24 protein-coding genes are annotated in these 21,036 nt (G+C 35.7%); 4 read left to right on the top strand and 20 right to left on the bottom strand.

Annotated features, from left to right (window positions below):
• The 8 genes from BN1372_RS05060 to BN1372_RS05025 all read right to left on the bottom strand — a co-directional run bounded on the left by BN1372_RS05060 (position 1) and on the right by BN1372_RS05025 (position 9,114).
• The gene (locus BN1372_RS05060) at positions 1 to 1,935 is read right to left on the bottom strand and encodes a stage V sporulation protein D (RefSeq protein WP_062197766.1); all 1,935 of its coding nucleotides are present in this window, start codon (positions 1,933 to 1,935) and stop codon (positions 1 to 3) included.
• 65 nt (positions 1,936 to 2,000) lie between these two features.
• Positions 2,001 to 4,136, bottom strand: coding sequence for a penicillin-binding protein (locus tag BN1372_RS05055; protein ID WP_187118394.1), 2,136 nt, complete (start codon positions 4,134 to 4,136; stop codon positions 2,001 to 2,003).
• A gap of 15 nt (positions 4,137 to 4,151) precedes the next feature.
• Positions 4,152 to 4,550, bottom strand: coding sequence for a cell division protein FtsL (gene ftsL, locus BN1372_RS05050; RefSeq protein ID WP_062197764.1), 399 nt, complete (start codon positions 4,548 to 4,550; stop codon positions 4,152 to 4,154).
• Between the two features lie 14 nt (positions 4,551 to 4,564).
• The gene (rsmH, locus tag BN1372_RS05045; RefSeq protein WP_062197763.1) at positions 4,565 to 5,494 is read right to left on the bottom strand and encodes a 16S rRNA (cytosine(1402)-N(4))-methyltransferase RsmH; all 930 of its coding nucleotides are present in this window, start codon (positions 5,492 to 5,494) and stop codon (positions 4,565 to 4,567) included.
• A 24-nt stretch (positions 5,495 to 5,518) separates the two neighbouring features.
• Positions 5,519 to 5,950: a division/cell wall cluster transcriptional repressor MraZ gene (mraZ, locus tag BN1372_RS05040; RefSeq protein ID WP_062197762.1), complete on the bottom strand. Its 432-nt coding sequence runs from the start codon at positions 5,948 to 5,950 to the stop codon at positions 5,519 to 5,521.
• Between the two features lie 129 nt (positions 5,951 to 6,079).
• Positions 6,080 to 7,702, bottom strand: a complete 1,623-nt coding sequence (gene bshC, locus BN1372_RS05035) for a bacillithiol biosynthesis cysteine-adding enzyme BshC (protein WP_062197761.1) — start codon at positions 7,700 to 7,702, stop codon at positions 6,080 to 6,082.
• A 121-nt stretch (positions 7,703 to 7,823) separates the two neighbouring features.
• Positions 7,824 to 8,198 carry a DUF3397 domain-containing protein gene (locus BN1372_RS05030; protein WP_062197760.1) on the bottom strand — a complete coding sequence of 125 codons (375 nt, stop codon included), beginning with the start codon at positions 8,196 to 8,198 and terminating at the stop codon, positions 7,824 to 7,826.
• Positions 8,199 to 8,220: 22 nt separating this feature from the next.
• The gene (locus tag BN1372_RS05025) at positions 8,221 to 9,114 is read right to left on the bottom strand and encodes a 2-dehydropantoate 2-reductase (protein ID WP_062197759.1); all 894 of its coding nucleotides are present in this window, start codon (positions 9,112 to 9,114) and stop codon (positions 8,221 to 8,223) included.
• A gap of 212 nt (positions 9,115 to 9,326) precedes the next feature.
• Here BN1372_RS05025 and BN1372_RS05020 point away from each other — a divergent pair, with 212 nt between their 5' ends.
• Positions 9,327 to 9,788 carry a GNAT family N-acetyltransferase gene (locus BN1372_RS05020; protein WP_062197758.1) on the top strand — a complete coding sequence of 154 codons (462 nt, stop codon included), beginning with the start codon at positions 9,327 to 9,329 and terminating at the stop codon, positions 9,786 to 9,788.
• A gap of 89 nt (positions 9,789 to 9,877) precedes the next feature.
• On the opposite strand, the gene BN1372_RS05015 is transcribed toward BN1372_RS05020, so the two are convergent.
• From BN1372_RS05015 to BN1372_RS05000, 4 genes are all read right to left on the bottom strand, one after another.
• Positions 9,878 to 10,492, bottom strand: coding sequence for an RsfA family transcriptional regulator (locus tag BN1372_RS05015; protein ID WP_062197757.1), 615 nt, complete (start codon positions 10,490 to 10,492; stop codon positions 9,878 to 9,880).
• Between the two features lie 13 nt (positions 10,493 to 10,505).
• The gene (locus BN1372_RS05010) at positions 10,506 to 11,273 is read right to left on the bottom strand and encodes an enoyl-CoA hydratase/isomerase family protein (RefSeq protein WP_062197756.1); all 768 of its coding nucleotides are present in this window, start codon (positions 11,271 to 11,273) and stop codon (positions 10,506 to 10,508) included.
• Between the two features lie 202 nt (positions 11,274 to 11,475).
• On the bottom strand, positions 11,476 to 11,649 hold the full coding sequence (gene rpmF, locus BN1372_RS05005) for a 50S ribosomal protein L32 (RefSeq protein ID WP_062197755.1): 174 nt from the start codon (positions 11,647 to 11,649) through the stop codon (positions 11,476 to 11,478).
• 88 nt (positions 11,650 to 11,737) lie between these two features.
• Complete coding sequence (locus BN1372_RS05000; protein ID WP_062197754.1) at positions 11,738 to 12,247, bottom strand: YceD family protein; 510 nt, start codon at positions 12,245 to 12,247, stop codon at positions 11,738 to 11,740.
• Positions 12,248 to 12,368: 121 nt separating this feature from the next.
• Between BN1372_RS05000 and BN1372_RS04995 the strand changes: the two genes are divergently transcribed.
• Positions 12,369 to 13,568 (top strand): nucleotidyltransferase, encoded by a 1,200-nt coding sequence (locus BN1372_RS04995; RefSeq protein ID WP_062197753.1) that lies wholly within the window; start codon positions 12,369 to 12,371, stop codon positions 13,566 to 13,568.
• Positions 13,569 to 13,685: 117 nt separating this feature from the next.
• Here BN1372_RS04995 and BN1372_RS04990 read toward each other — a convergent pair whose 3' ends face one another.
• Positions 13,686 to 14,723, bottom strand: a complete 1,038-nt coding sequence (locus BN1372_RS04990) for a SepM family pheromone-processing serine protease (RefSeq protein ID WP_325062678.1) — start codon at positions 14,721 to 14,723, stop codon at positions 13,686 to 13,688.
• A 191-nt stretch (positions 14,724 to 14,914) separates the two neighbouring features.
• Here BN1372_RS04990 and ylbJ point away from each other — a divergent pair, with 191 nt between their 5' ends.
• On the top strand, positions 14,915 to 16,087 hold the full coding sequence (gene ylbJ, locus BN1372_RS04985) for a sporulation integral membrane protein YlbJ (RefSeq protein ID WP_062197752.1): 1,173 nt from the start codon (positions 14,915 to 14,917) through the stop codon (positions 16,085 to 16,087).
• On the opposite strand, the gene coaD is transcribed toward ylbJ, so the two are convergent.
• The 3 genes from coaD to BN1372_RS04970 form a co-directional block, all read right to left on the bottom strand.
• Positions 16,084 to 16,575 (bottom strand): pantetheine-phosphate adenylyltransferase, encoded by a 492-nt coding sequence (gene coaD, locus BN1372_RS04980; RefSeq protein WP_062197751.1) that lies wholly within the window; start codon positions 16,573 to 16,575, stop codon positions 16,084 to 16,086. The genes ylbJ and coaD overlap by 4 nt on opposite strands.
• A gap of 5 nt (positions 16,576 to 16,580) precedes the next feature.
• Positions 16,581 to 17,144, bottom strand: a complete 564-nt coding sequence (rsmD, locus tag BN1372_RS04975; RefSeq protein WP_062197750.1) for a 16S rRNA (guanine(966)-N(2))-methyltransferase RsmD — start codon at positions 17,142 to 17,144, stop codon at positions 16,581 to 16,583.
• 308 nt (positions 17,145 to 17,452) lie between these two features.
• A complete protein-coding gene (locus BN1372_RS04970; RefSeq protein WP_062197749.1) occupies positions 17,453 to 18,835 on the bottom strand; it encodes a stalk domain-containing protein in 1,383 nt (460 codons plus the stop codon).
• A gap of 246 nt (positions 18,836 to 19,081) precedes the next feature.
• Here BN1372_RS04970 and BN1372_RS04965 point away from each other — a divergent pair, with 246 nt between their 5' ends.
• Positions 19,082 to 19,471: a DUF7147 family protein gene (locus BN1372_RS04965; RefSeq protein WP_062197748.1), complete on the top strand. Its 390-nt coding sequence runs from the start codon at positions 19,082 to 19,084 to the stop codon at positions 19,469 to 19,471.
• Between the two features lie 95 nt (positions 19,472 to 19,566).
• Here the strand turns inward: BN1372_RS04965 and BN1372_RS04960 are convergent, their stop codons facing one another.
• The 4 genes from BN1372_RS04960 to ylbD form a co-directional block, all read right to left on the bottom strand.
• Positions 19,567 to 19,839 carry a YlbG family protein gene (locus BN1372_RS04960; protein WP_062197747.1) on the bottom strand — a complete coding sequence of 91 codons (273 nt, stop codon included), beginning with the start codon at positions 19,837 to 19,839 and terminating at the stop codon, positions 19,567 to 19,569.
• 64 nt (positions 19,840 to 19,903) lie between these two features.
• On the bottom strand, positions 19,904 to 20,350 hold the full coding sequence (locus BN1372_RS04955) for a YlbF/YmcA family competence regulator (protein WP_062197746.1): 447 nt from the start codon (positions 20,348 to 20,350) through the stop codon (positions 19,904 to 19,906).
• Positions 20,351 to 20,478: 128 nt separating this feature from the next.
• Entirely contained in the window at positions 20,479 to 20,688 is a 210-nt protein-coding gene (locus BN1372_RS04950; RefSeq protein ID WP_062197745.1) for a YlbE-like family protein, read from the bottom strand.
• Positions 20,689 to 20,696: 8 nt separating this feature from the next.
• Complete coding sequence (gene ylbD, locus BN1372_RS04945; RefSeq protein ID WP_062197744.1) at positions 20,697 to 21,032, bottom strand: spore coat protein YlbD; 336 nt, start codon at positions 21,030 to 21,032, stop codon at positions 20,697 to 20,699.
• Positions 21,033 to 21,036 lie beyond the last annotated feature (4 nt).

Raw genomic sequence — 21,036 nt, 5'->3', positions numbered from 1 at the left:
TTAATCCTCTTCTATCACTTTGTCATCCATTAATAGTCGAATTGTCGAGCCAACTTTCACTTTCGCCCCAGGTTTTGGTGATTGTTCCACAATATATTCACCTTCCCCTGTGATATCTAATTTTAGTCGATGCGAGTCTTCTAACACATCCCGATACGTCTGGCCAATCAAATCTGGTACTTCTATATATTCTTCGTCTAAAAATGTTCGTTCTTTTTCTAGTTGTTCTGTCCGTTTTTCCTCTTTTAATGCACGTAAACTATCATCAATAATTTTTCCTACGATGGGAGCTGCCACGACCCCTCCAAATTGCAACGTATCTTTTGGGTTATCAATGGCAACGTACACGACAATTTTCGGGTCATCTGCTGGTGCAAACCCAATAAACGATACGATATGGTTATTTTTCAAATAAACACCATTCTGCGCTTTTTGAGCCGTTCCTGTTTTTCCACCGACACGGTATCCATCTACAAAAGCCCCTTTTCCTGTTCCTTTTGCTACGACAGATTCGAGCGCTTCCCTTACTTCTTTCGATGTGTCTTCGCTAATGACACGACGTTTTCGAATCGGTACTTGGCGTAATACCGTTTCTTTCGTATCAGCATCTATCCATTCTTTTGCTACATATGGTTGATACAAAATTCCGCCATTCACCGCTGCACTAACAGCGGTAACTTGTTGAAGGGGTGTCACAGAAACACCTTGTCCAAATGCCGTTGTTGCTAACTCTACTGGTCCGACACGATCTAATTTAAACAAAATACCTGTTCCCTCTCCTTCTAAGTCAATACCTGTTTTCGAACCAAAACCAAAATCGCGAATATACGAAAAGAGTTTGTCTTTTCCTAATCGTTGTCCGAGTTCAACAAAGCCGGGGTTGCATGAATTTTCTACTACTTCTAAAAATGTCTGGTCCCCGTGTCCACCTTTTTTCCAACAGCGTAAGCGCGCACCAGCTACTTCTGCATATCCGGGATCAAAAAAGTGCTCATTGTGCAAATTTACTTTCTTTTCTTCTAGTGCGGCAGCTAACGTAATAATTTTAAAAGTCGAACCTGGCTCATATTGACTCCAAATCGGTAAATTCCGATTATATACTTCTGGTTGGTATTCCTTATAACGCTCTGGATAAAAATTTGGACGACTGCTCATCGCTAATAGTTCTCCAGAATTCGGATCCATCGCAATCGCAATCGCTCCATCTGGATGATACGTAGCCTCCGCCAAATCAAGCTCACGTTCAACAATCGTTTGGACGTCCATATCGATTGTTAACTTTAAATCGTAGCCAGTGAGTGGGGATGTATAATCATCTGCCATTTTAGGCATCCGTTTCCCTTTTGCATCTGAAAAGAAACGAACGTAGCCTTTTTTTCCACTCAATAACTCATCATAATATTTTTCAATTCCCATTAATCCCTGGTTATCAATTCCACTAAAACCAATAACATGGCTCAAATCATCACCGTACGGGTAATGACGAATGGAATCTTCCGCTACATACACGCCAGGTAACTTTAAGCTTTGAATTTGTTTTGCTTTTTCCGGAGACATTTTTCTTCCTTCAGGATGTATCCGTACAATCGAAGAACGCTTTGTCACGTATTCATATACTTTTTTTGCATCCATTTCTAAGAGAGGTGCTAGGGTTTCTGACACTTGTTGAGGATGCTCGATTTGTCTTGGTACGACTAAAACGGATGGAGCACTAATATTCGTCGCAATGACTTCTCCGTTTCGATCAATAATTTCTCCGCGCTTCGGTTCAAAAGGGATATTTCGACTCCATAACTCTTCTGCTTTTTCATATAAGTCGTCCCCTAAGTAAAATTGAACGTAGCCAAGACGGGCAATTAATATAAGAAAAAGAAAAACTGTACACGTTAAAACAAAAAATAATCGTTTACGTACATCGCTTTTTGAAATACGCACCTTCGTCACCTCCGGACTTATTTGAAGCGTATGCTTGTACGTAAACGATTAGAACTTTTCTTCTATCACTTCTTCGCATCTGGCGGCCTTAATTCTATCGAAAGAAACTCTCCTTTTTTCACTTCTGTGTGAGCAGGAATATTTTGACTAATGACATATCCCGTACCAATCATTTCTGGTTTTACATCCATTAATTGTGTGAATTTTAACACATCACGCAATGCCCATCCTGTCATATCAGGCATCATTAATTGTAATTGTGCTTGTAACAAGATTCGTTCGTTTACCAACACCTTTTCTCCAGCTGCTGGAATTTGTTTTTGAACGGTCGTTCCTTGACTAACAACAACGGATGCTAATCCTGAGTCTGTCAATACTTTTTGCGCATCTGCAATCGCCAATCCTTCCACATTTGGCACCGTAATCATTTCTGCTTTTGCTTCTTCCGACCCTTGTTTAGAATCAATTTCTAAATATTTTAATCCACTTTTCATCACTTCGTTAAAAATTGTAGAAACTGCCATTTCCCCAGTTTTACCATCTTCTAACTTAGGGCGATCTACTACAACATAAAGGAGCATTTCCGGGGCATCTTTTGGTGCCATCCCTAAAAAGGAGTAGACGTAATTTCCATGTCCCGTCATATATCCACGACCGTTTTCTTCTGGCACTTGGGCTGTACCAGTCTTCCCGACAACTTGCGTACCTTCTAGTTGATACATTTTTCCTGTTCCGTATTCCCCATACACAACGCGTTCTAACACATCTCTAACTTGTTTAGACGTTTGTTCTGAAATAGGCGTACCAGCAACCGTAGGTTTATGCTCTTTTACTACTTTACCAGTCGATTCATCCACTACTTTTTCTACAATATACGGTTCCATCATTTTTCCATCATTCGCAATTGCCGTTCCAGCTCGTATAAGTTGAATCGGCGTAAATGCAGAACCTTGACCAAAAGCAGTTGTAACCCGTTCAATTTCGTATGTTTGACCAAGCTGACTATTTATTTCACCTGGTAAATCAACATTTGTTTTTTTGTCTAATCCAAATTTAGATAAATAATCATAAAATGTATCAAGCCCCATTTTCTCACGAGCTAATATCGATACTGCAACGTTTGACGAACGCTCTATACCTTCATCAAACGTAATCGAGCCCCAACCTCTCCCACTATTATGGTCACGAATTACGCCGCCCGGCACTTTATATTGACCTGATGGAAAAGAACTTTGTCCATTATAAACACCAGATTCAATCGCAGCAGCTAACGTAAAAATTTTCATCGTAGAACCTGGTTCATAACGAGAGGAAATCACATCATTCGTAAAGGATTCTAAATTGCGTAAATTTGGATCAAAACTTGGACGAGAGGACATTGCTAGAATCGCTCCTGTTTTAGGGTGAACGGCAATTGCCATGATTCGCTTCGGTTCAAATGCTTCATTCACTTGATTCATCGTCGTCTCTAACGTATTTTGAATATTTGGGTCAATCGTTAAATAGATATTTTTTCCGTTTTGCGGCTGTTTGATTACTTCTTTATCACTTGGTAATTGTTGATTATAACGATCTCCTTGATAACGGAGCAATCCATCTTTTGGTTTTAGCAGGTCATTATACTGTTTCTCGACCCCCATTACACCTTGAAGCTTTCCTGATTCATCATTTTTGTGCGTATAACCGATCACATAAGAAGCAAAATCGTTATATCGGTATAATCGTTTAGACTCTCTCGTAAAATGAATCCCCTTGATGTTTAAAGCGTCAATTTGATCTTTTACTTCCTGGTTTAAGTTTTTCCCTCTTGTACCAAATTCTACTTGGTAAACATTTTTTGTTGATAACCGTTTGTATAATTCTTTTTCATCAAATCCTAAAAAAGGAGCTAATTGCATCGCTGCTTTTTCTGGATCTTTCACGTAGTCGCCATCCTTACTCTTTTTTAAAATGGCATAAATCGAGTAGGTAGGCACGTCTTGTGCTACTAAACGGCCTTGTCGGTCATAAATATTCCCGCGACTTGCCGTTAAGACTTCTTCTTTCGTCGCTCTTTCTTCTGCAAGTCCTTTTAAGGAATGGCCTTGTGCTTTTTGTGCCACTTCAATATATAAAAATCGACCAAGTAACGCAAAAAATACCAGGGTTAAAAGGATTCCTGGTAAAATTGCTCTTTTTATCAGCTTATTTCGACTATACATCGGCATCACTCTCGTTTATTTTTTACTTTCTTTTTCAACTACTTTTACTTTTTCATTGTTTAGCACCATTCCAAGCTGTTCTGTTGCTATCGTAATAATTCGTTCTGGTTGGCTTAATTGTGACACTTCTACTTTTAGTTGATCCACTGTTTTATTTTGACCATCTACTTCTGCTCGTAACGTATGGATGTCTCGATTTAACGCATACATTTGCGTTACATTGTGCACTAAAAACAATGTCATCACCGTTACGACGGATAACAGACTTAACCAAAGAATTTTTTCGCCGAGTGTACGTTTACCTTCTGTATGTATCTGTTTAGCAGGTTGTTCTGTTTTTTTAACAATGATTCTTCTTTTTCGTTTTCTTGGATGTTCTTGTTGTTCCCGAACTTTCACCGCTAAGTTTCCCACGAATTACTCCTCCTTTAATTTTTCTCTGCTATTCTTAATTTCGCTGACCGCGCTCTGTTATTGTGCGCCACTTCTTCTTCAGATGGTAAAATTGGTTTTTTCGTAATAAGTTTTAACGTTGGCTCCATACCTTCAGGGATAATCGGTAAGCCAGGAGGAAGATCAGGACCTTTTGCATATTCCCTAAAAATTGTTTTACAAATTCTATCTTCTAACGAATGAAACGTAATGACACTAATTCGGCCTTGTTTTTCGAGAAGATCAATCGCGTCTTTTAATGCCTCTTCAAACACATTCAACTCATCATTTACAGCAATGCGAATGGCCTGGAATGTTCGTTTTGCTGGGTGACCACCTGTTCTACGCGCAGGAGCAGGGATGGCATCTTTAATAAGATCGACTAATTCGAACGTCGTTTCAATTGGTTTTTCTGCTCTTCTTTTTTCAATCGTACGGGCAATTTGCTTTGCAAATTTTTCTTCCCCGTATCGAGAAATTAATCGAAAAAGCGTTTGAAAATCTGATTCATTCACGACATTGTAAGCGGTGTAAGAGGATGTTTGGTCCATTCGCATATCGAGCGGTGCATCATAGTTGTAACTAAATCCTCGTTCTGGCTCATCGAGTTGAGGGGAAGAAACACCTAAATCAAACAATACTCCATCCACTTTTACTATTCCTTTTTTTTGTAATTCTTCTTTTAAATAACGAAAATTACTTTTAATAATCGTAAATTTTCCTTCATATGATTGTAAACGATCTTTCGCATGGCGAATTGCTGTTTCATCTTGGTCAAATGCAAATAAATGACCAGTTGTTAACTGTTTCAATATTTCCTCACTATGTCCAGCACCACCTAGTGTACAATCAACATAAATACCATCTTCTTTTATATGTAAACCTTCTACTGCTTCTTTTTTTAATACGGTAATATGATTAAACAAACAAAACACACCTTCTTTTTAAGGTTATAAATGGAAATCAAGTAGGTCTTCTGCAAATTCATTAAATGTTTCTTCAGAACGCAAAGTATATTGGACCCAGCAATTTTTATCCCATATTTCAAATCGATTCGATACACCAATTAACACGCATTCTTTTTCTAAATTTGCATATTCTTTTAATAACGGTGGAATTAAAATCCGTCCTTGTTTATCACAAGAAACTTCCGTTGCACTAGAAAAGAAAAAGCGTGTAAAAGCACGTGCATCTTTTTTTGTTACTGGTAATGCTTTTAATTTTCGCTCAATAATTTCCCATTCAAAAAGCGGAAACGCAAACAAACAGTAATCGATTCCACGAGTAACTATAAATTCCCCATTTACCGTTTCACGAAACTTCCTTGGGATAATTAATCTATTTTTTTCATCGAGATTGTGATCGTATTCTCCTAAAAACACGGTTTCCCTCCCACTTTCATTTATAACTTACCACAATCCCCCACTTGTTACCACTTAATATTTCAATTTCCATAAAAAAAATCCTGCTTATTTGCAGGATTTCATACTTTCCTCTTATCAATTAGAAATTTATACATAAACTATTTTATGTAATTCATCAAACGTTACAGGTACATGTACTAAACGGTCGACTAAATCCAATCCGTAAGCATTGATATAATACCAAATCGACCAAAAACGTTCTTGGTAGATGTTTTGTGGAAGTAACGATTTTTCGATTGCATGATATTTTTGTATCACTTGTTCGTGCTGACGTAATTCTTGTTGTTTTATTCTTCGTTTTATCCCTTCCGCTTCTCGCCACATTTTCTGAGATGCATGCTCAATAAACGGAATGAGTGTAGGGTCTACCTCCCCCCCTACTTGTTGTAATTGTTCTTTGCTTTTTTGAATCGCTTGTTGCAAGTCATTTAAAGTCGTTTCTGTTTCTACCGATTGGACGGAAGAAATAAACGCATCTTTTTGATGTTGAATATTTTTTTCCGCCAAAAGTTCTTCCGTTATCTGAAGCTCTTCCATCCACTTTGCAATATGGCGCTCGATAATCGAATACGATAACCGCATACAAACAGGGGGCATTTCAAATGAAAATACTTCAAATGCTTCTTTTAATGTTCCCCAATAATGAATTTCGCCTGGTCCCCCAATGAACGCCAAAGTAGGCAATACATATTCTTGCATTAAAGGTCGCGTCACGACATTATTACTGAATAACGCTGGTTCTGTTTCTAATTTATCTAATAATTGTTCTTTCGACCAACGAATATCTGTATTTTTTAATTGAAAAGCACCGTCGACTCGCTCTAACAAATATCGTTCTCCATTCAAAAACATAAATAAGTTTGCTTGATCTCGTTTCTTTTCAAAAGGTAATGGATATCCCATGCGTTCCATCATTTCTAATTTTTTATACACTGCTTCATGTAAAGATTCATTTTTTTCGATAATTTCTCTAAAAAAACCACGCTCTAATGCACGAATATGTGGATCATTCGCATCTAGCAACACTAATCCATGCTCTCCAAATAAGTGCATCATCAAATGTGCAAAAAAGTCTGTATACGTTACAGATTGGTCCGTAGCTTGCAGCAACATTTCTCGGAGCTCTTTTGTATATTCTCTTTCTCCATAAGAAAAGAGAGCTTCATCAATATAATCAACCATTTTTTCTTTTGGCAACAAGAGAGTTGATACTGCTTGGCGATTATTATATAAATGTTCCAGTGAATGTTTCACTATTTCTTGTTCCTTTGATAAAAAGATATGATTCACTTCATCAAAGTCATGGTCTTCCCCTGCAATCCAAAACACAGGAATAACAGGAACACCTAATTTTTCTTCTTGCTCTTTTGCTAATCGTAGAATAGAAATCGCTTTATATATTACAAGAGCTGGTCCCGTTAATACTCCCGCTTGTTGTCCGCCTACTACAACGAGTGCATCATTCCTTCTTAACTTTTCAATATTCGAACGAACCTTTTCTGTCCCATTGTATTTTTCATTAAATCGGACCAACGTCTCTACTAACGCTTCTCGATGATACGTTCTTTGTTCGATAAAAGTTTTCCGCTTTTCAAACGTCGTTTCTTGCTTTACATCATATGAAAAAAACGCCGCTACTTTTGAAAAATCATCGACAAAATCTTGAGCAAACGGCCCACTTTGTTTAAATTTCCGCTCATGTATCACCATAACATGTTTCGTCCTTTCTTTTCATTGCTTCTCTTTTATTTCTAAATGCTTTCCCACATCATGAACAAAAGCCCCTCTCTAGTTTGTTAAGGGGCGATGTAACACTAACGAAACCATTACTTTAATTGACTAACGTAAATATTCCGTACGTTACCAATCCGATAAATCCAAGGAAAAAAATTAAAAAACAAAATCTCCACGTACTTTTGATTAACTTTTTAAATCGGATATATTCAAACTTTTTATAATGAATAATCGTCATCACTAATCCAACGAGTAAAATAATTAAAACAATATAGGAAAAACCTGAGAATTGAAAAAGTTGAATCATTAAAAAATATACCGCAAAAATAAGAAAAATAGTCGTTATATCAACGGCAATATGAAAAGCTCGATGTTGTGTTCTTGGTATGTACTTAAAAAAAACGTAAACGGTTAAACCTAGCACCGGAGGTAGGGCGCTCCATATAATAAACAATACCGCAATACTAATCACTGCTTTAAATCCCCCTATTAATTCAAACTTCTAAGCCTTTTATACTTGAATAAACAAATTGAAAACATGGCAAATCCAGTGCTTGTTTGTTTGCTTCTTGTAATACATACCCAACAATTGCATCGATTTCCGTTTTTCTTTTTTCGTCGATATCCTTTAACATCGATGATTGATTTTCACTTGTACGTTCACATAGTAAAAAAATATGTTCCATTGGTACTTGTTTTTCGATAAAAGGAAAGACTCGTTTTAATTCTTCATACAATTGACGAGAACTTTGCGTAAAAAAGGGATTCTTTACTAGTTCCCCATTTTTCACTCGGTATAATGCAGTTAATGGATTAATGATTGCATTCATAAAAAGTTTTTCATACACAAATGGTAAAATATCTTCTTCATACGTGATTGGAAATATTTCGCTAAAACAAGCATCTACTAACTGATGTAGCGTTTTGCTATCTCCCCGAACAGCACCTACTTTAATATTCCCCATTCCTGTATGCACAACTGTTGTATCATTTTTACGTAAGGCACCATGCGTAATTACCCCAACCCCTATTGTTCCACAAGTAAGGTGTTCAAGTAAAGCGAGATGCCCCATCCCATTTTGCAAAAAAACACATGGTGATTGTATCGTTTGTAAAGTTGGCATCATCACCTGCAAATGATATTGTTTCACGGCAATAAACACAAGATCTGCTTGACTATTTTCACGATTTGTATATGTATCGAACGTTTGAAACGATAAATTCGAAAGAAATATTTTTTGTTTTTCTTTCTCTAAACATAGAGATTCGGAGAATAGTTTTTCTTTTTGTTCCATTCGGTTTGTATATACTGTCACGTCATGTTGCTCGGACAAATAAGCTGCCAATAGTAAGCCAATAGAGCCACTTCCAATAATGTGAATATTCATTGAAATCTCCTCTCTACAGACAATTCTTTTTTTATCATACCATAAATATATAGTAATACTACTATTCGTTTTTGAAACAGATTAACACAATATTATCTTCTGAAAATTTTAAATTATATTTGTTTCCTGATAAATATGCTCTTTAACAGCTTTTTAGTAGGAAATATTGTATAATGGTATACAAATAATTGTTTTGCAAGGAGGAGACGACATTGCAACAGCAGTTAAAAATTCAACAACTCCCAGTAAATTATAAGACATTAGAAGAATTTGAATCATTTCAATGCAATGATTTGAAAGGGTTTTCATTTGTGACCGACCTTCGAGAACGTTTGCTTGAAGATCGACATGATTCACCTTATTTAGGCGTTTATTACGGGGATCGTTTAGCCGGTCGGATGTATGTGGAAAAAAGATACGAAAATGCAAACGAAGGAAGTCCTGTTTTATGGATTGGTTCGATTGAAGTATTACCAGAATTTCGTTTCCGTGGGTTAGGAAGTACATTTATTGATTTCTTAAAACAATTTCAACTGCCTATTCAAACAAAACCACTTAACTTCTCTACTCATTTTTGGTTAAAAATGAACTTCTACTACGACAAAACAACGGAATGTTTTTATTGGAAACCAGATTATCAATCAAGTAGTACATCGGATTCACTGGTTTGCTAAAATAAATCATAGGAATATTCCTATGATTTTTTCTTTTTTCACTCATTTGTTTACAATAAAAATCCCTCTTCGTTTGAAGAGGGATTTTGTTATGAATCAATTCGTTGAAGATTTCCATTCGGCTCCATTTTGAATTTCATTTGGTGTTCTTTTTCTGGTAAAACAACCATTTTACGCGCTCGATTCATAATGTCCATTAAGACATTATAATCTTCATCGATATTTTCGTACTTTTGTTTAAGCGCCTCATATTTTTGTTGAATGGATTGTTTTTCTGCTTCTATTTCTTCTGCTTGTTCTTTTAGCAATTGATTTTCTTTTTGTAACTTTACATATTCTTTTTCAATCGGTCGCATGTCACGTAAATAACGAATAATAGAGTCAATAGAAAGATCATGCTCCTGGCTACTATTAGATTCTCCTTGTTCTGTCAATGCTTGCTTCATCGGTAATGGTTGGACTTTTTTATTTTTCTTTTTATATTCTTTTCTTTCTTGTTTTGCTAACTCAATAGCAGTTTTATATTTTTGTCGGATTAAAGCATTCCAGCGAAATCCACATGCTGCGGTTGTTCGGTTTAACCTTTCTCCTACTTCTTCAAACGCTTTTAATTGAGTACTTCCTTCCCTAATATGGCGAAGAATTACTTCTGCTAACAAAACATCATCATCATGATTCCAAGCATCTTGACGAACCGTTGACATGCATCATTCCTCCTTAAGACTTTTTCTTTTCAAGGAAACGATCGACTGCTTCATGGTGTTCTTTACTATCCCAAAGATGTGCGCAACGTTCCATTTCTTTACGCATTCTTGTTTTTAAATTGGATTCTACTAGTTTTTCAACAAACGCTTGTTTGTATGCACGTAGAACCGTTAAATGTTGAGATGTATATGGTTTTAAATATTCTACTGCTTGTTCTTTTAAACAAACAGGAGTAAACGTATGTTGGATATATCCTATCTTCTTTCCTTCACTAGCTGTAATTAGCTTAGATGTCATTAATAAATGCATTGCATGTGGAGACTCTAGACGCTCATAAAGCATCGTTCCTCCGCCCCATCCAGTAGTGATTCCTAAAGAACCTTGAATAAAACCTAGTTTTGCATTTTCACTAGCTAGACGGAAATCACAAGCAGTTGCAATTTCACATCCGCCTCCAACGGCAGTTCCATTTAATAACGCCACTGTTGGTTTTTCAAATGTACATAAACGATATAATACGCGGCCCATACTATAAAGCATTTCAAAAGCTTGTTCGCTAGTTTTTAAGCCATGAAAAGCAGATAAATCTCCACCAGAACAAAATGCTTTATCTCCAGCACCTGTGATAACTAAAAGTTTTGCCTCATTGTTTTTTTCAATTTCGTCTAAATAAGCATCCAACATTTGAATGACGTCAAAATCGATTGCATTTCTTTTTTCAGGACGATTAATCGTCACCCATGCGATACCATTTTCAACGTTTAGCGTTAATTTCCCCAATTGTTGCTCCCCCTTGTTAGTTTCTATATGTACTATTGTTCCATACATTGTATGACAATTCCTTCTTTCATTTTATAAAACTTTGATAAAATTACAAGAATATAAAAAAATCTTCCATTAATTCAGTCTTACTTTCCGTTTAGGAGGAATTAAAAAAAGCAAGAACTTTTTTAATAAGTTCTTGCTTTTTTTCGCAAACAAATTATTTGTTTACTACTTGTTCTCCTTTGTATGTGCCACATGCTTTACATACACGGTGAGCTAATTTCATTTCTCCGCAATTTGGGCATTCTACCATACCAGGCACTTGTAATTTAAAGTGAGTACGACGTTTATTTTTACGAGTTTTAGAAGTTCTTCTAAAAGGTACTGCCATGTTTGACACCTCCTTAAATCTAGTTAATAAAGAGAAAGTGAAACATCTATCTTTTCAAATAGTCTGTTATCCTTATCTCCGATTACACTCATTCCTTATTTTCAAAAAACTTTGCTAAATCCGCCAATCGAGGATCAATTTTATTCTTTTGGGATTCTTCTGTTACAACTTCCCAACCTTCTCCTGATTTTTGCATCGTTTCTGAAGCATGTTCACTAACAACACGCATCGGTAGCGCTAAAAGAATGTTCTCCTTAATATACGGAGTTAAATCAAGCACTTCTCCAACAATCGGATGAATATCTCCATCTTCTCTCACTTCTTGTGTGGATAATTGAAACATTTCTACCGTATCGATTGAAAGTGGATACGGAACATCTTCTAACGTCATCGCACACGGTAACACAACTGTTGCCGTTATGTGAAGTGTAAATGTCACTTGGTTATAGGAAAATTCCCCAACCCCATTTACATCCACTTCAGAAATACGACGAATTTCTGGATTTTGCTTTCTACTATCACTCACGTCTATTTTTTCGTGAAATGAAAAAGTTCTTTGCTTTTTCAAGCGATTTAATTCAGGAATTGTCCATTTCATATGAATCACCTCAAAGGTAACAAGGGTATTATATCGAGCCAAAATACATTTGTCAATATTTTTTCTTTACACTATAATAGTATCAAAATTTATTTTGTTTGTCTTATAAAGGTGTGAAAAAATGAAAGCAACCGGAATTATTGTGGAATACAATCCTTTTCATAACGGTCATTCCTATCATGCAACAAAAGCAAGACAGCTTTCAGATGCTGATGTTATTGTTGCGGTCATGAGCAGCTCTTTCCTACAACGGGGGATTCCTGCCTTATTACCGAAATGGGAACGTGCCGAAATGGCGTTACACCACGGTGTCGACCTTGTTGTAGAATTGCCGTATGCGTATGCTTGTCAACATGCTGATTTATTTTCAAAAGGCGCACTTTCCATTTTAGCTTCTCTAAACGTAGAATCTCTTTGTTTCGGAAGCGAATCCGGAGAAATAGACGCTTTTTTTCAGTCAGCAACGATTATGTTACAAGAAGAACGAAAAAAAAACAAGACTCTTACGCAATATTTAAAACAAGGCATGAATTATCCTACAGCTTATGCAAAAGCACTCGAAGCGTTCAAACTCCCATTAGATCTTTCTAAACCAAATAACATTTTAGGGTTGCAATATGTCAAAGCTATTCTTGCTTATCATTACCCGATTAAACCATTTACTATCCAACGCACAACAGATTATCATAGTGAAACAATCGAACAATCTATTGCTAGCGCTACTAGTATTCGCCATCATCTTCTTGCGAAAAAACCACTTGAAATGATTAAACAAACACTGCCCAAGGCATCTTACAACATTATTCAAAAATACGACACGCTCAGTCCGTTTATTTCATGGGAACAGCTATTTCCGTATTTAAAATATCGCGTCAAGACATCTTCTATTCCCCAGCTAGCTACTATTTTAGAAGCAGAAGAAGGATTAGAATATCGGATTCAATCGTTGATTCATTCATTTCCTGACTTTTCATCCTTTATCGAAGCGTTTAAAACAAAACGCTATACACAAAATCGATTACAACGTTTTTGTACACATATTTTAACAAATACAACAAAGGAAGAAATCACCACACTTCCAGCTGAAACACCTTATGTTCGCCTGCTCGGGATGAATGAAAAAGGAAGACAATATTTAAACCAGATAAAAAAAGATATGCCGGTTCCACTCATTACAAAAAGAGCTAACCATCATCATTTGCTTCTCGACATCGAAGAACGTGCTCATCTTACCCACAGTATGGGATATCCCGTCAATCAGCAAAAACGCATGATGGAAATGGAATACAAACGACCACCTGTCATCTTAAAAAAGAAATGAGACTGGGAAAATTAATTAATTTAAATCACGTTTCTGAAAAGAAAACCGCATGAAGTCAGTTTTTTTAAAAAATCGATTCATGCGGTTTTCTTATTTCAGAAGGGTTTTGTCCCAGCCTCACTTTAATGTATTTAAATAAGTAAGCGCATCATCAAATGTGTCAACAGGAACAATTTTCATATTCGTTTTAATATTTTTCGCAGTTTCTACTGCACGTTTGTAATCGGAATTTTCTGCTCCGTTTTCATTTGGAGCAAAAAAGATTTCTGCCCCTGCTTCATGAGCCGCAATGACTTTTTGATCGACTCCTCCAATTGGACCAACATTACCATCAATATCAATCGTACCAGTACCAGCAATCTTTTTGCCATGTGTATAGTCTTCTTTCGTTAATTGATTATAAATTTCTAACGAAAACATTAACCCCGCTGAAGGGCCTCCGATATGATCCGTTTTGATTAACAGTTCTGGATCTGTCACTAATTTACGAACGGTAAAAGGACGAATCCCAATGATTGCTCGACCATGCGCCCCTTCTATATTTGCTAGGGAAAGGGTTACTTCTTTTTCTTTTCCATCTCGTTCAATTAATAACGTCACTTGATCACCTGCTTGTTTATCTTTTAATCGATCTAACAACTCTTCTGCTGAATCAATCCGTTGTCCATCTACTTGTCGAATACGATCTTCCCGTTTTAACATTTTTTCAGCAGGAGTATTGGGGATAACATTGCCAATCATAACGTATTCATTTTGTAATTCTACCTTTTTCCCTGCTTTTCCATAAGCAACAAATGTAGCGGCATCTTTGGAAATTTCCATCATGTCCCCTTGTCTCACTGTATACTCGCGATCAGATTCACCTTGTGCTTTTATCGTTTGGATTGGATATAAATGTTTATATTGATCGAATTTTGCCACTACGTAATCAGAAATACTGGCTTTGTTCATTCGAACAGTCGTTAGCATAAAACTTCCCTCTTCTTGATATCCATCTTCTACTTTTACCATTTCCGATAAATCTTTCGCATTTCCCGGGCTAGAAACATAGTACGGAACTCGAATAAAAACAAGACCTACCATTAAGGAAAATGAAAATAAAAATATAAATAAAAAGCGATAGAGCTGCTTTTGTTCTGTTTGATGATACAACACTATATCCTCCTTTCTTTCCACCTTTTTATTTTAAACGGATTATCGATGAATTGCCACTTTGAAACACTCGTCTATTCTTTTTGGTTCAATTTTTCACGATTCGTTCATATAGTTAAGTAACTGGACAAGGGATAGAACAAAAAAATGCTTAAAATATCGGTACAGTTATTTTGCGATAAAGGGGAAAAAGAATGAAATCGTTAGAAACCCGTTTTATTATTTACGCTTTTTTTTCCTTGTTTTTTGCGTTAAGCTTTATTGTATTTCCGCAACATACGTATGAAGCTTCTGTCAGAGGGATGAGCATATGGTGGAATATCGTTTTTCCATCGTTGCTTCCTTTTTTTATCATAGCAGATTTATTAATTCATGTCGGTGTCGTTCGAATGATTGGAAAATTTTTAGAACCATTTATGCGTCCATTATTTAAAGTTCCAGGAAGCGGAGCCTTTGTCATTGCTTTAGGAATGGCATCTGGATTTCCTGCAGGCGCAAAATTAACAGCCCATTTACGAAAAGAACAAATTTTAACGCGAACAGAAGCAGAACGACTCGTGTCATTTTCTAACTCTTCTAATCCGCTTTTTATTTTTGGCGCGGTGGCTGTTGGCTTTTTTCATAACGAATCATTAGGTATTATACTTGCCATTAGTCATTATGTTGGAAACCTTTTTGTCGGATTTTTCATGAGATTTTATCAACCTAAATATGATGATACATCCACTGAGGGTCCCGCTAATGATGGGCAATTTTTTTATTCCGAATTAAAACCGCTCGGTGAACTGTTAGGGAATGCAGTCTATTCTTCCATTCGAACGTTATTCATGATTGGTGGATTTATTATGTTATTTTCTGTAATTCATGAAATACTTTCGTTACTTCACATAACAACCGCGTTTGCTTTACTTTTTCAGCTTATTTTTTCATTTCTTCCGTTTCATCATGAATTAAGTGCACCATTTATTTCTGGTCTTTTAGAAGTCACACTAGGCAGTCAAAAAGTGAGTGAATTAACCAATGTCCCTTTATTCCATCAACTGTTAATGATTAGCTTTTTACTCGGCTTCAATGGTTTTTCCGTCCATGCGCAAGTAGCAAGCATTTTAGCAAAAACAGATATCCGATTTTCCCCTTTTTTCTTTGCTAGAATCGTACACGGGCTATTATCGAGCGGTATTTGTTATCTTATTTTTCCTTTTTTCATTTCCTTAAACGATACATCCTTTACGTCGGGATTATCTCAACAGGATACCTCATTCTTTGCTGCTCTTTATTATTGGTTCGTTCAATTCGGTGGCTGGATTACATTTTTTGTGCTCATTTCCTTCCTTTACGTGCGAATTAAAAAAATATCCCCACGTTAATCGCGGGGATATCCGAATTTATCTTTTAATGCTTTTTCTACGGCACATGGCACTAAATCTGTCACAGGCCCATTATATTTTGCAATTTCACGGACAATACTGGAACTTAAAAACGAATATTTATTATTTGTCATAATAAAAAACGTTTCCACATCTTCGTTTATTTTTCGGTTCATCGATGCAATCTGTAATTCGTATTCAAAATCAGAAACTGCACGCAAACCACGAACGATGGCATTTGCTTTTTTTTCTGTTGCATAATCAATAAGCAATCCATTAAAATAATCGACTTCGACGTTTTTTAAATCTTTCGTTACTTCTTTTAGTAAATCAAGGCGCTCTTGAACGGTAAATAAAGGATTCTTGCTTTGATTGTTTAATACTGCAACTACTACTGTATCAAATACTTTTGATGCTCGTGTAATAATGTCTAAATGTCCATATGTCACCGGATCAAAACTTCCTGGACATACTGCAATGCTGGCCATCCCTTTCACTCCTTCTCCTCATCCCATTGATAAAAAGATATTTTTGTTACCCCGTATGGTTCTGTTCGCGTTCTTATAAGTTTTACAATGCAATCAGGTAACGTAACATCCTGTGCATGTTCCACAATGATTAATCCATCCTCTGTTAGCAACTGATGATTCGAAATCATTTCTAATAGCTGAATTAACTCTTGCTTATAATAAGGTGGATCTAAAAATATATATGTAAATGGAAGCTTTCGTTTTGCTAAAATTTGCAGTGCCCTTTTAGCATCATTGCGATATACTTCCGAACGCTCTGTGAACGATAATTGATTTACATTTTCATGTATCGTAGCAATTGCTTGTGGACTTTTATCAACAAAAATTACTCGATCTAGGCCCCGGCTTAACCCTTCAATGCCTAAACCACCACTACCGGCAAATAAATCTAAACCAATACCACCATCAAAATATGGACCAATCATATTAAATAATGATTCTTTCACCTTATCTGTCGTTGGTCTTGTTTTCATTCCTGGAACGGCCTTTAACCGTCTACCTTTATGAGTACCTGAAATCACCCGCATGATTTAACCCTCTTTATTCCTTCAATTTTGTTTATTTTATCATGAATAGAACAAATTTTTAAATAAATGTATAAAATCTTTCCATCTGATTACACTAAATAGTGACGGTAACCGATTTGGTTATCCGACGGAGAAGCACTTTTATTCCCCAAAGTTCTTCCTCCGATTTCTCCTCTCCAGTATGCTTGCCTTCATTTTTTAGGCGTCCCCGTTTGCATAAAACGGGGGTTTTTTATCCTTTTTAAAAGAATAGTACGCACCTACTCATGGAATTTTTTTTAGAATCCTATTTTCGTTACATGAAAAAATTACGGACTCGTAAAATAAAATTGATTATTTTTCTTATGTAATGAAATATCAAATAATAATTTTAATGTTTTTTCGGATACATACGCACGGTCTTCAAATATCTTCACTTCATACGAAACAGGTTTGACAGCTTCATATTCTTCGTCTAACGGCAAATAAATCATCTTATCCCCTTTAGAAAAATAGATCGTATTAGAATTTGTTAATTCTTCCACATAAAAATCAAAAGAATCTGCTACTTCTTTAACTGGTACATAATATTGATTTTCATACACAATGACATTCCAATGACTATTTATTTTATTTTCATTCACAAAAGCATCTTGTGTTTCTACAAAATACAATGACTGCGTCAAAACGTCTACATCTTTATTAGTTTGAAAAAAAGTCGTTTTTTTCCCTATTTGACTTTGTAATATAGCATCTAATTGTTTATACGTAAACATCGATTCTGTTCGATATAATCGTGCTACTTGTTCTTGAAATAATAACCAACCTTCCGACTGTAATGTCTTTTTTAGTTCTGAAAAATACGCTTCTTCCGCTTTGGACGCTGGCAAATCTAAAATAATAGACATGAACAACGATTGTAGCAACGGCTTTTCAAATTGTTTTTCGGAATAAAGCGATTGTAAAAACAAGCGTTTATAGTCTTTCTCACGTGTATCTTTAGAAAAAACGAGCAATCCTTCCTCACTATATTGAAGCGGAGCATTCGTTAATAAGACCGTTATATGGTTGTTTTTGGAGTAATCCATTAAAAAAGATTCATCAACAGCTACAGATTTTCCTTCTTCCAAAAACAAAGATAGTTTCTCTGTTTCCTTCGCTGCTTGAATAGAAGCCTGAGTGAAGAACAACGGAACGTTTGTTTTCTTTTCTTCTTTCCATGAATAAAGTTTGTAAAATTCCCCTTGCAACGTTTCATACGCTACACTTCCACTCAACCAAGTCGTTGCTCGATTTGGTTCTGAAATCGCCACTCGATAGTTTGCATCAAACACCGTCTCTCCATCTGAAAAGCGAAGCGCATACTGATCTAAAATACAATGTTGACACGGAACTGAATATTCATAGAAAAATTCAATTGGCTCGTTTTTTTTAAAAGAAATGCTCTTTTCTTTATACGGGATATATTCATCTCCTTTTTTAATAAAAAGCGTATCAAGATGATTAGGCATGAGTAACACCGCCTGACCGTTATCAAGAGGAGTAACCGTTTCGGTAACAACCAATTTTCCATTTTCATGTTTCATTGCTATATCAATCGTCAACGTTTGTTTTTTAAAAGAAGGAACAAATTGATTATCATACAATGTATACCCTAAAAAAGCTAAACTAAAGAAAACTAGTATTACTAATCCATTAATGATTTTTTTCATGATGAAACTCCATTCTGACACTTTACTGTATAATTATTACAATACCATTTTTTTATCCTGTTTCACAACCTATTACACTCTATGTACTATCTGCTATTCTTTTTTTTGTAACAGTCCACTCTGACTTTCAGCTTTCGCATTGTTTTGTTATAATATCGTCTAGAGTTTACCTTAATTAAACACCATTTCAAAAACTATCGAAACAATATTTTTTTATTTTGTCAATAACAGAAAGGAAGAATTACAATGGTGCAACGTTTTATAGAATTAGGAGAAGGATATTCTGATCTTTACGAACTATTTGAAATCGCAAAAGCAAATCAACATCGCCTTCACAAAATGCTTTCTCTGTTAGCAGAAAAAGAAGGAAAACACGTTTTATCATTTGTCGTTGTCTTAAAACCAACAGAAGAAGCGGATTTTCAACCTCTATATATTTGTCGAGAAGGAATCCCTTATTCAGAAGAAAAAAAATCAAAACGACTTGTTTTATTTGAAGAATTAGCAGAAAACTTAGGAACAAAAGTCATTCCACTAACCGTTCAACCATCTAATTCCTTCCCAGAAACAACTCTATACTTCCAATACCTCATCGGCGTCCTAAGAATGAACCACTTGATCTCTCCTATGAAATAAAAAAGCGGAGGTCGTTAGCTCATCGAAATTGGATTATACAAAGTTGCGTGTGCTCCCTGAAGTGACAAAAAAAAGGAGGTGTCATTCGACCCTCCTTAATTCATTTTATAATCATATTCTTTTGCCTTATCCGGTTTAGCATTTTGATATTCCGTTTTTAAATCTGGTTTTAATGACATGTCCACTTTTTTTACAAAATAAAGCGACTCTAGTTGTTCTTTTAATCGCTCTATTATTTCTTCATCCGTATACACTACTGCGTATTTCATTTTTTTGGATACATATAGTACATTCCCAAATTTCCGTAATTGTTTCGCATATTTTAAGGAAGAAAGCCAAACAATTAACCCCCGTCGTTTTTGCATCATATTCCTAAACTCCCCCAGTACTTGTTACTAGTAGTCTAGCACATAAAAAGAAAAAAATTCAATCTTATTTCTTTGTCTTGCACCCACATCCGCCACCACTTCCGCATCCACAAGACGGAAGTTGATCAAAATATGGATTGCCGGTTGGCACCTTTATATGCGTAGAAACAGAGCCAGCAACGATTTCCGCGATGCTCACAAGTAACGTATTTAATTCGTCTTCTGTTTTTTTAAAAGCTGCAATCGTTTCATGTAAATCCATTTTTCTTTTCAATTGACGAATTTCTGTCGTTACTTTTTCATAATCAGGATGAAATTTTCCAAAACGTTGTACTTCTGCATACACATCTTTCATTTTTACAAATTCCTTAATCATTTGCTGGATTTTTTCATCATTTTTAATTTGTTGCTTTGTATATACATAACGTTCATACACGTCTGATTCAGTAATCATCTGCACCATTTCTTCTGCTTTATCTAGTATATGAACCTTTTCTATTGTTGCAATCATTCTAATCCCTCCAGACCTATCGTAGCATTGTTTGTTTTTCTTTTTCAACTTTTAATGTTTAATGTACCCAAAAATCTTTCTATCAATAAAAAGATTTCAACCTGCGCATAGTGGATAAAAAGAAGGCGTTATGCCTTCTTTTCAAATAATGATAATAGCTGTAAAATGGGACGGATTTGATTTGCCCTTTTCTCAATATGATAAAAGGAGACATCAGTTTTAAAGTCTTGTATTTTTTCTGGGGTACGACTTAAAATTCGATACCAGTCTGGATTTTCCCTCATATATTGGTAATATTTTGGGTTAGAAAAAACGATTTGTTGAATATATCGATTCATTGTATCACCTAATCTTTCCGATAAGAAATTGGTCGTTTATTCGTCCCTTGATTTCCTTGGAAATGATCAAACAATTGTTGCAGTTGGCTTAATGTTTTATCTAATTGACTAAGATGATTTTGAACTTCTTCAAAATTTACATTTTTCCACATGCCTACCATCTGTTGAATCCATTCTCGTTGTTGGGCTTTATAAGGTTCAAATCGACTGTTATCTTCGCCTAATATAACCCAATCTTCATAAATCTCTTGCCATGATTTTTTCCCGTTCAACACTTCCTCTCTTAATTTAGGATGACGTTTAACAAAATCACGGAACTCTTCTACAGAATGTCGCGCTTTCATGCTC

The organism is Massilibacterium senegalense (assembly GCF_001375675.1).
GTDB classification, from domain to species: domain Bacteria; phylum Bacillota; class Bacilli; order Bacillales; family Massilibacteriaceae; genus Massilibacterium; species Massilibacterium senegalense.
This window is presented reverse-complemented; position numbering and strand designations above follow the sequence as displayed.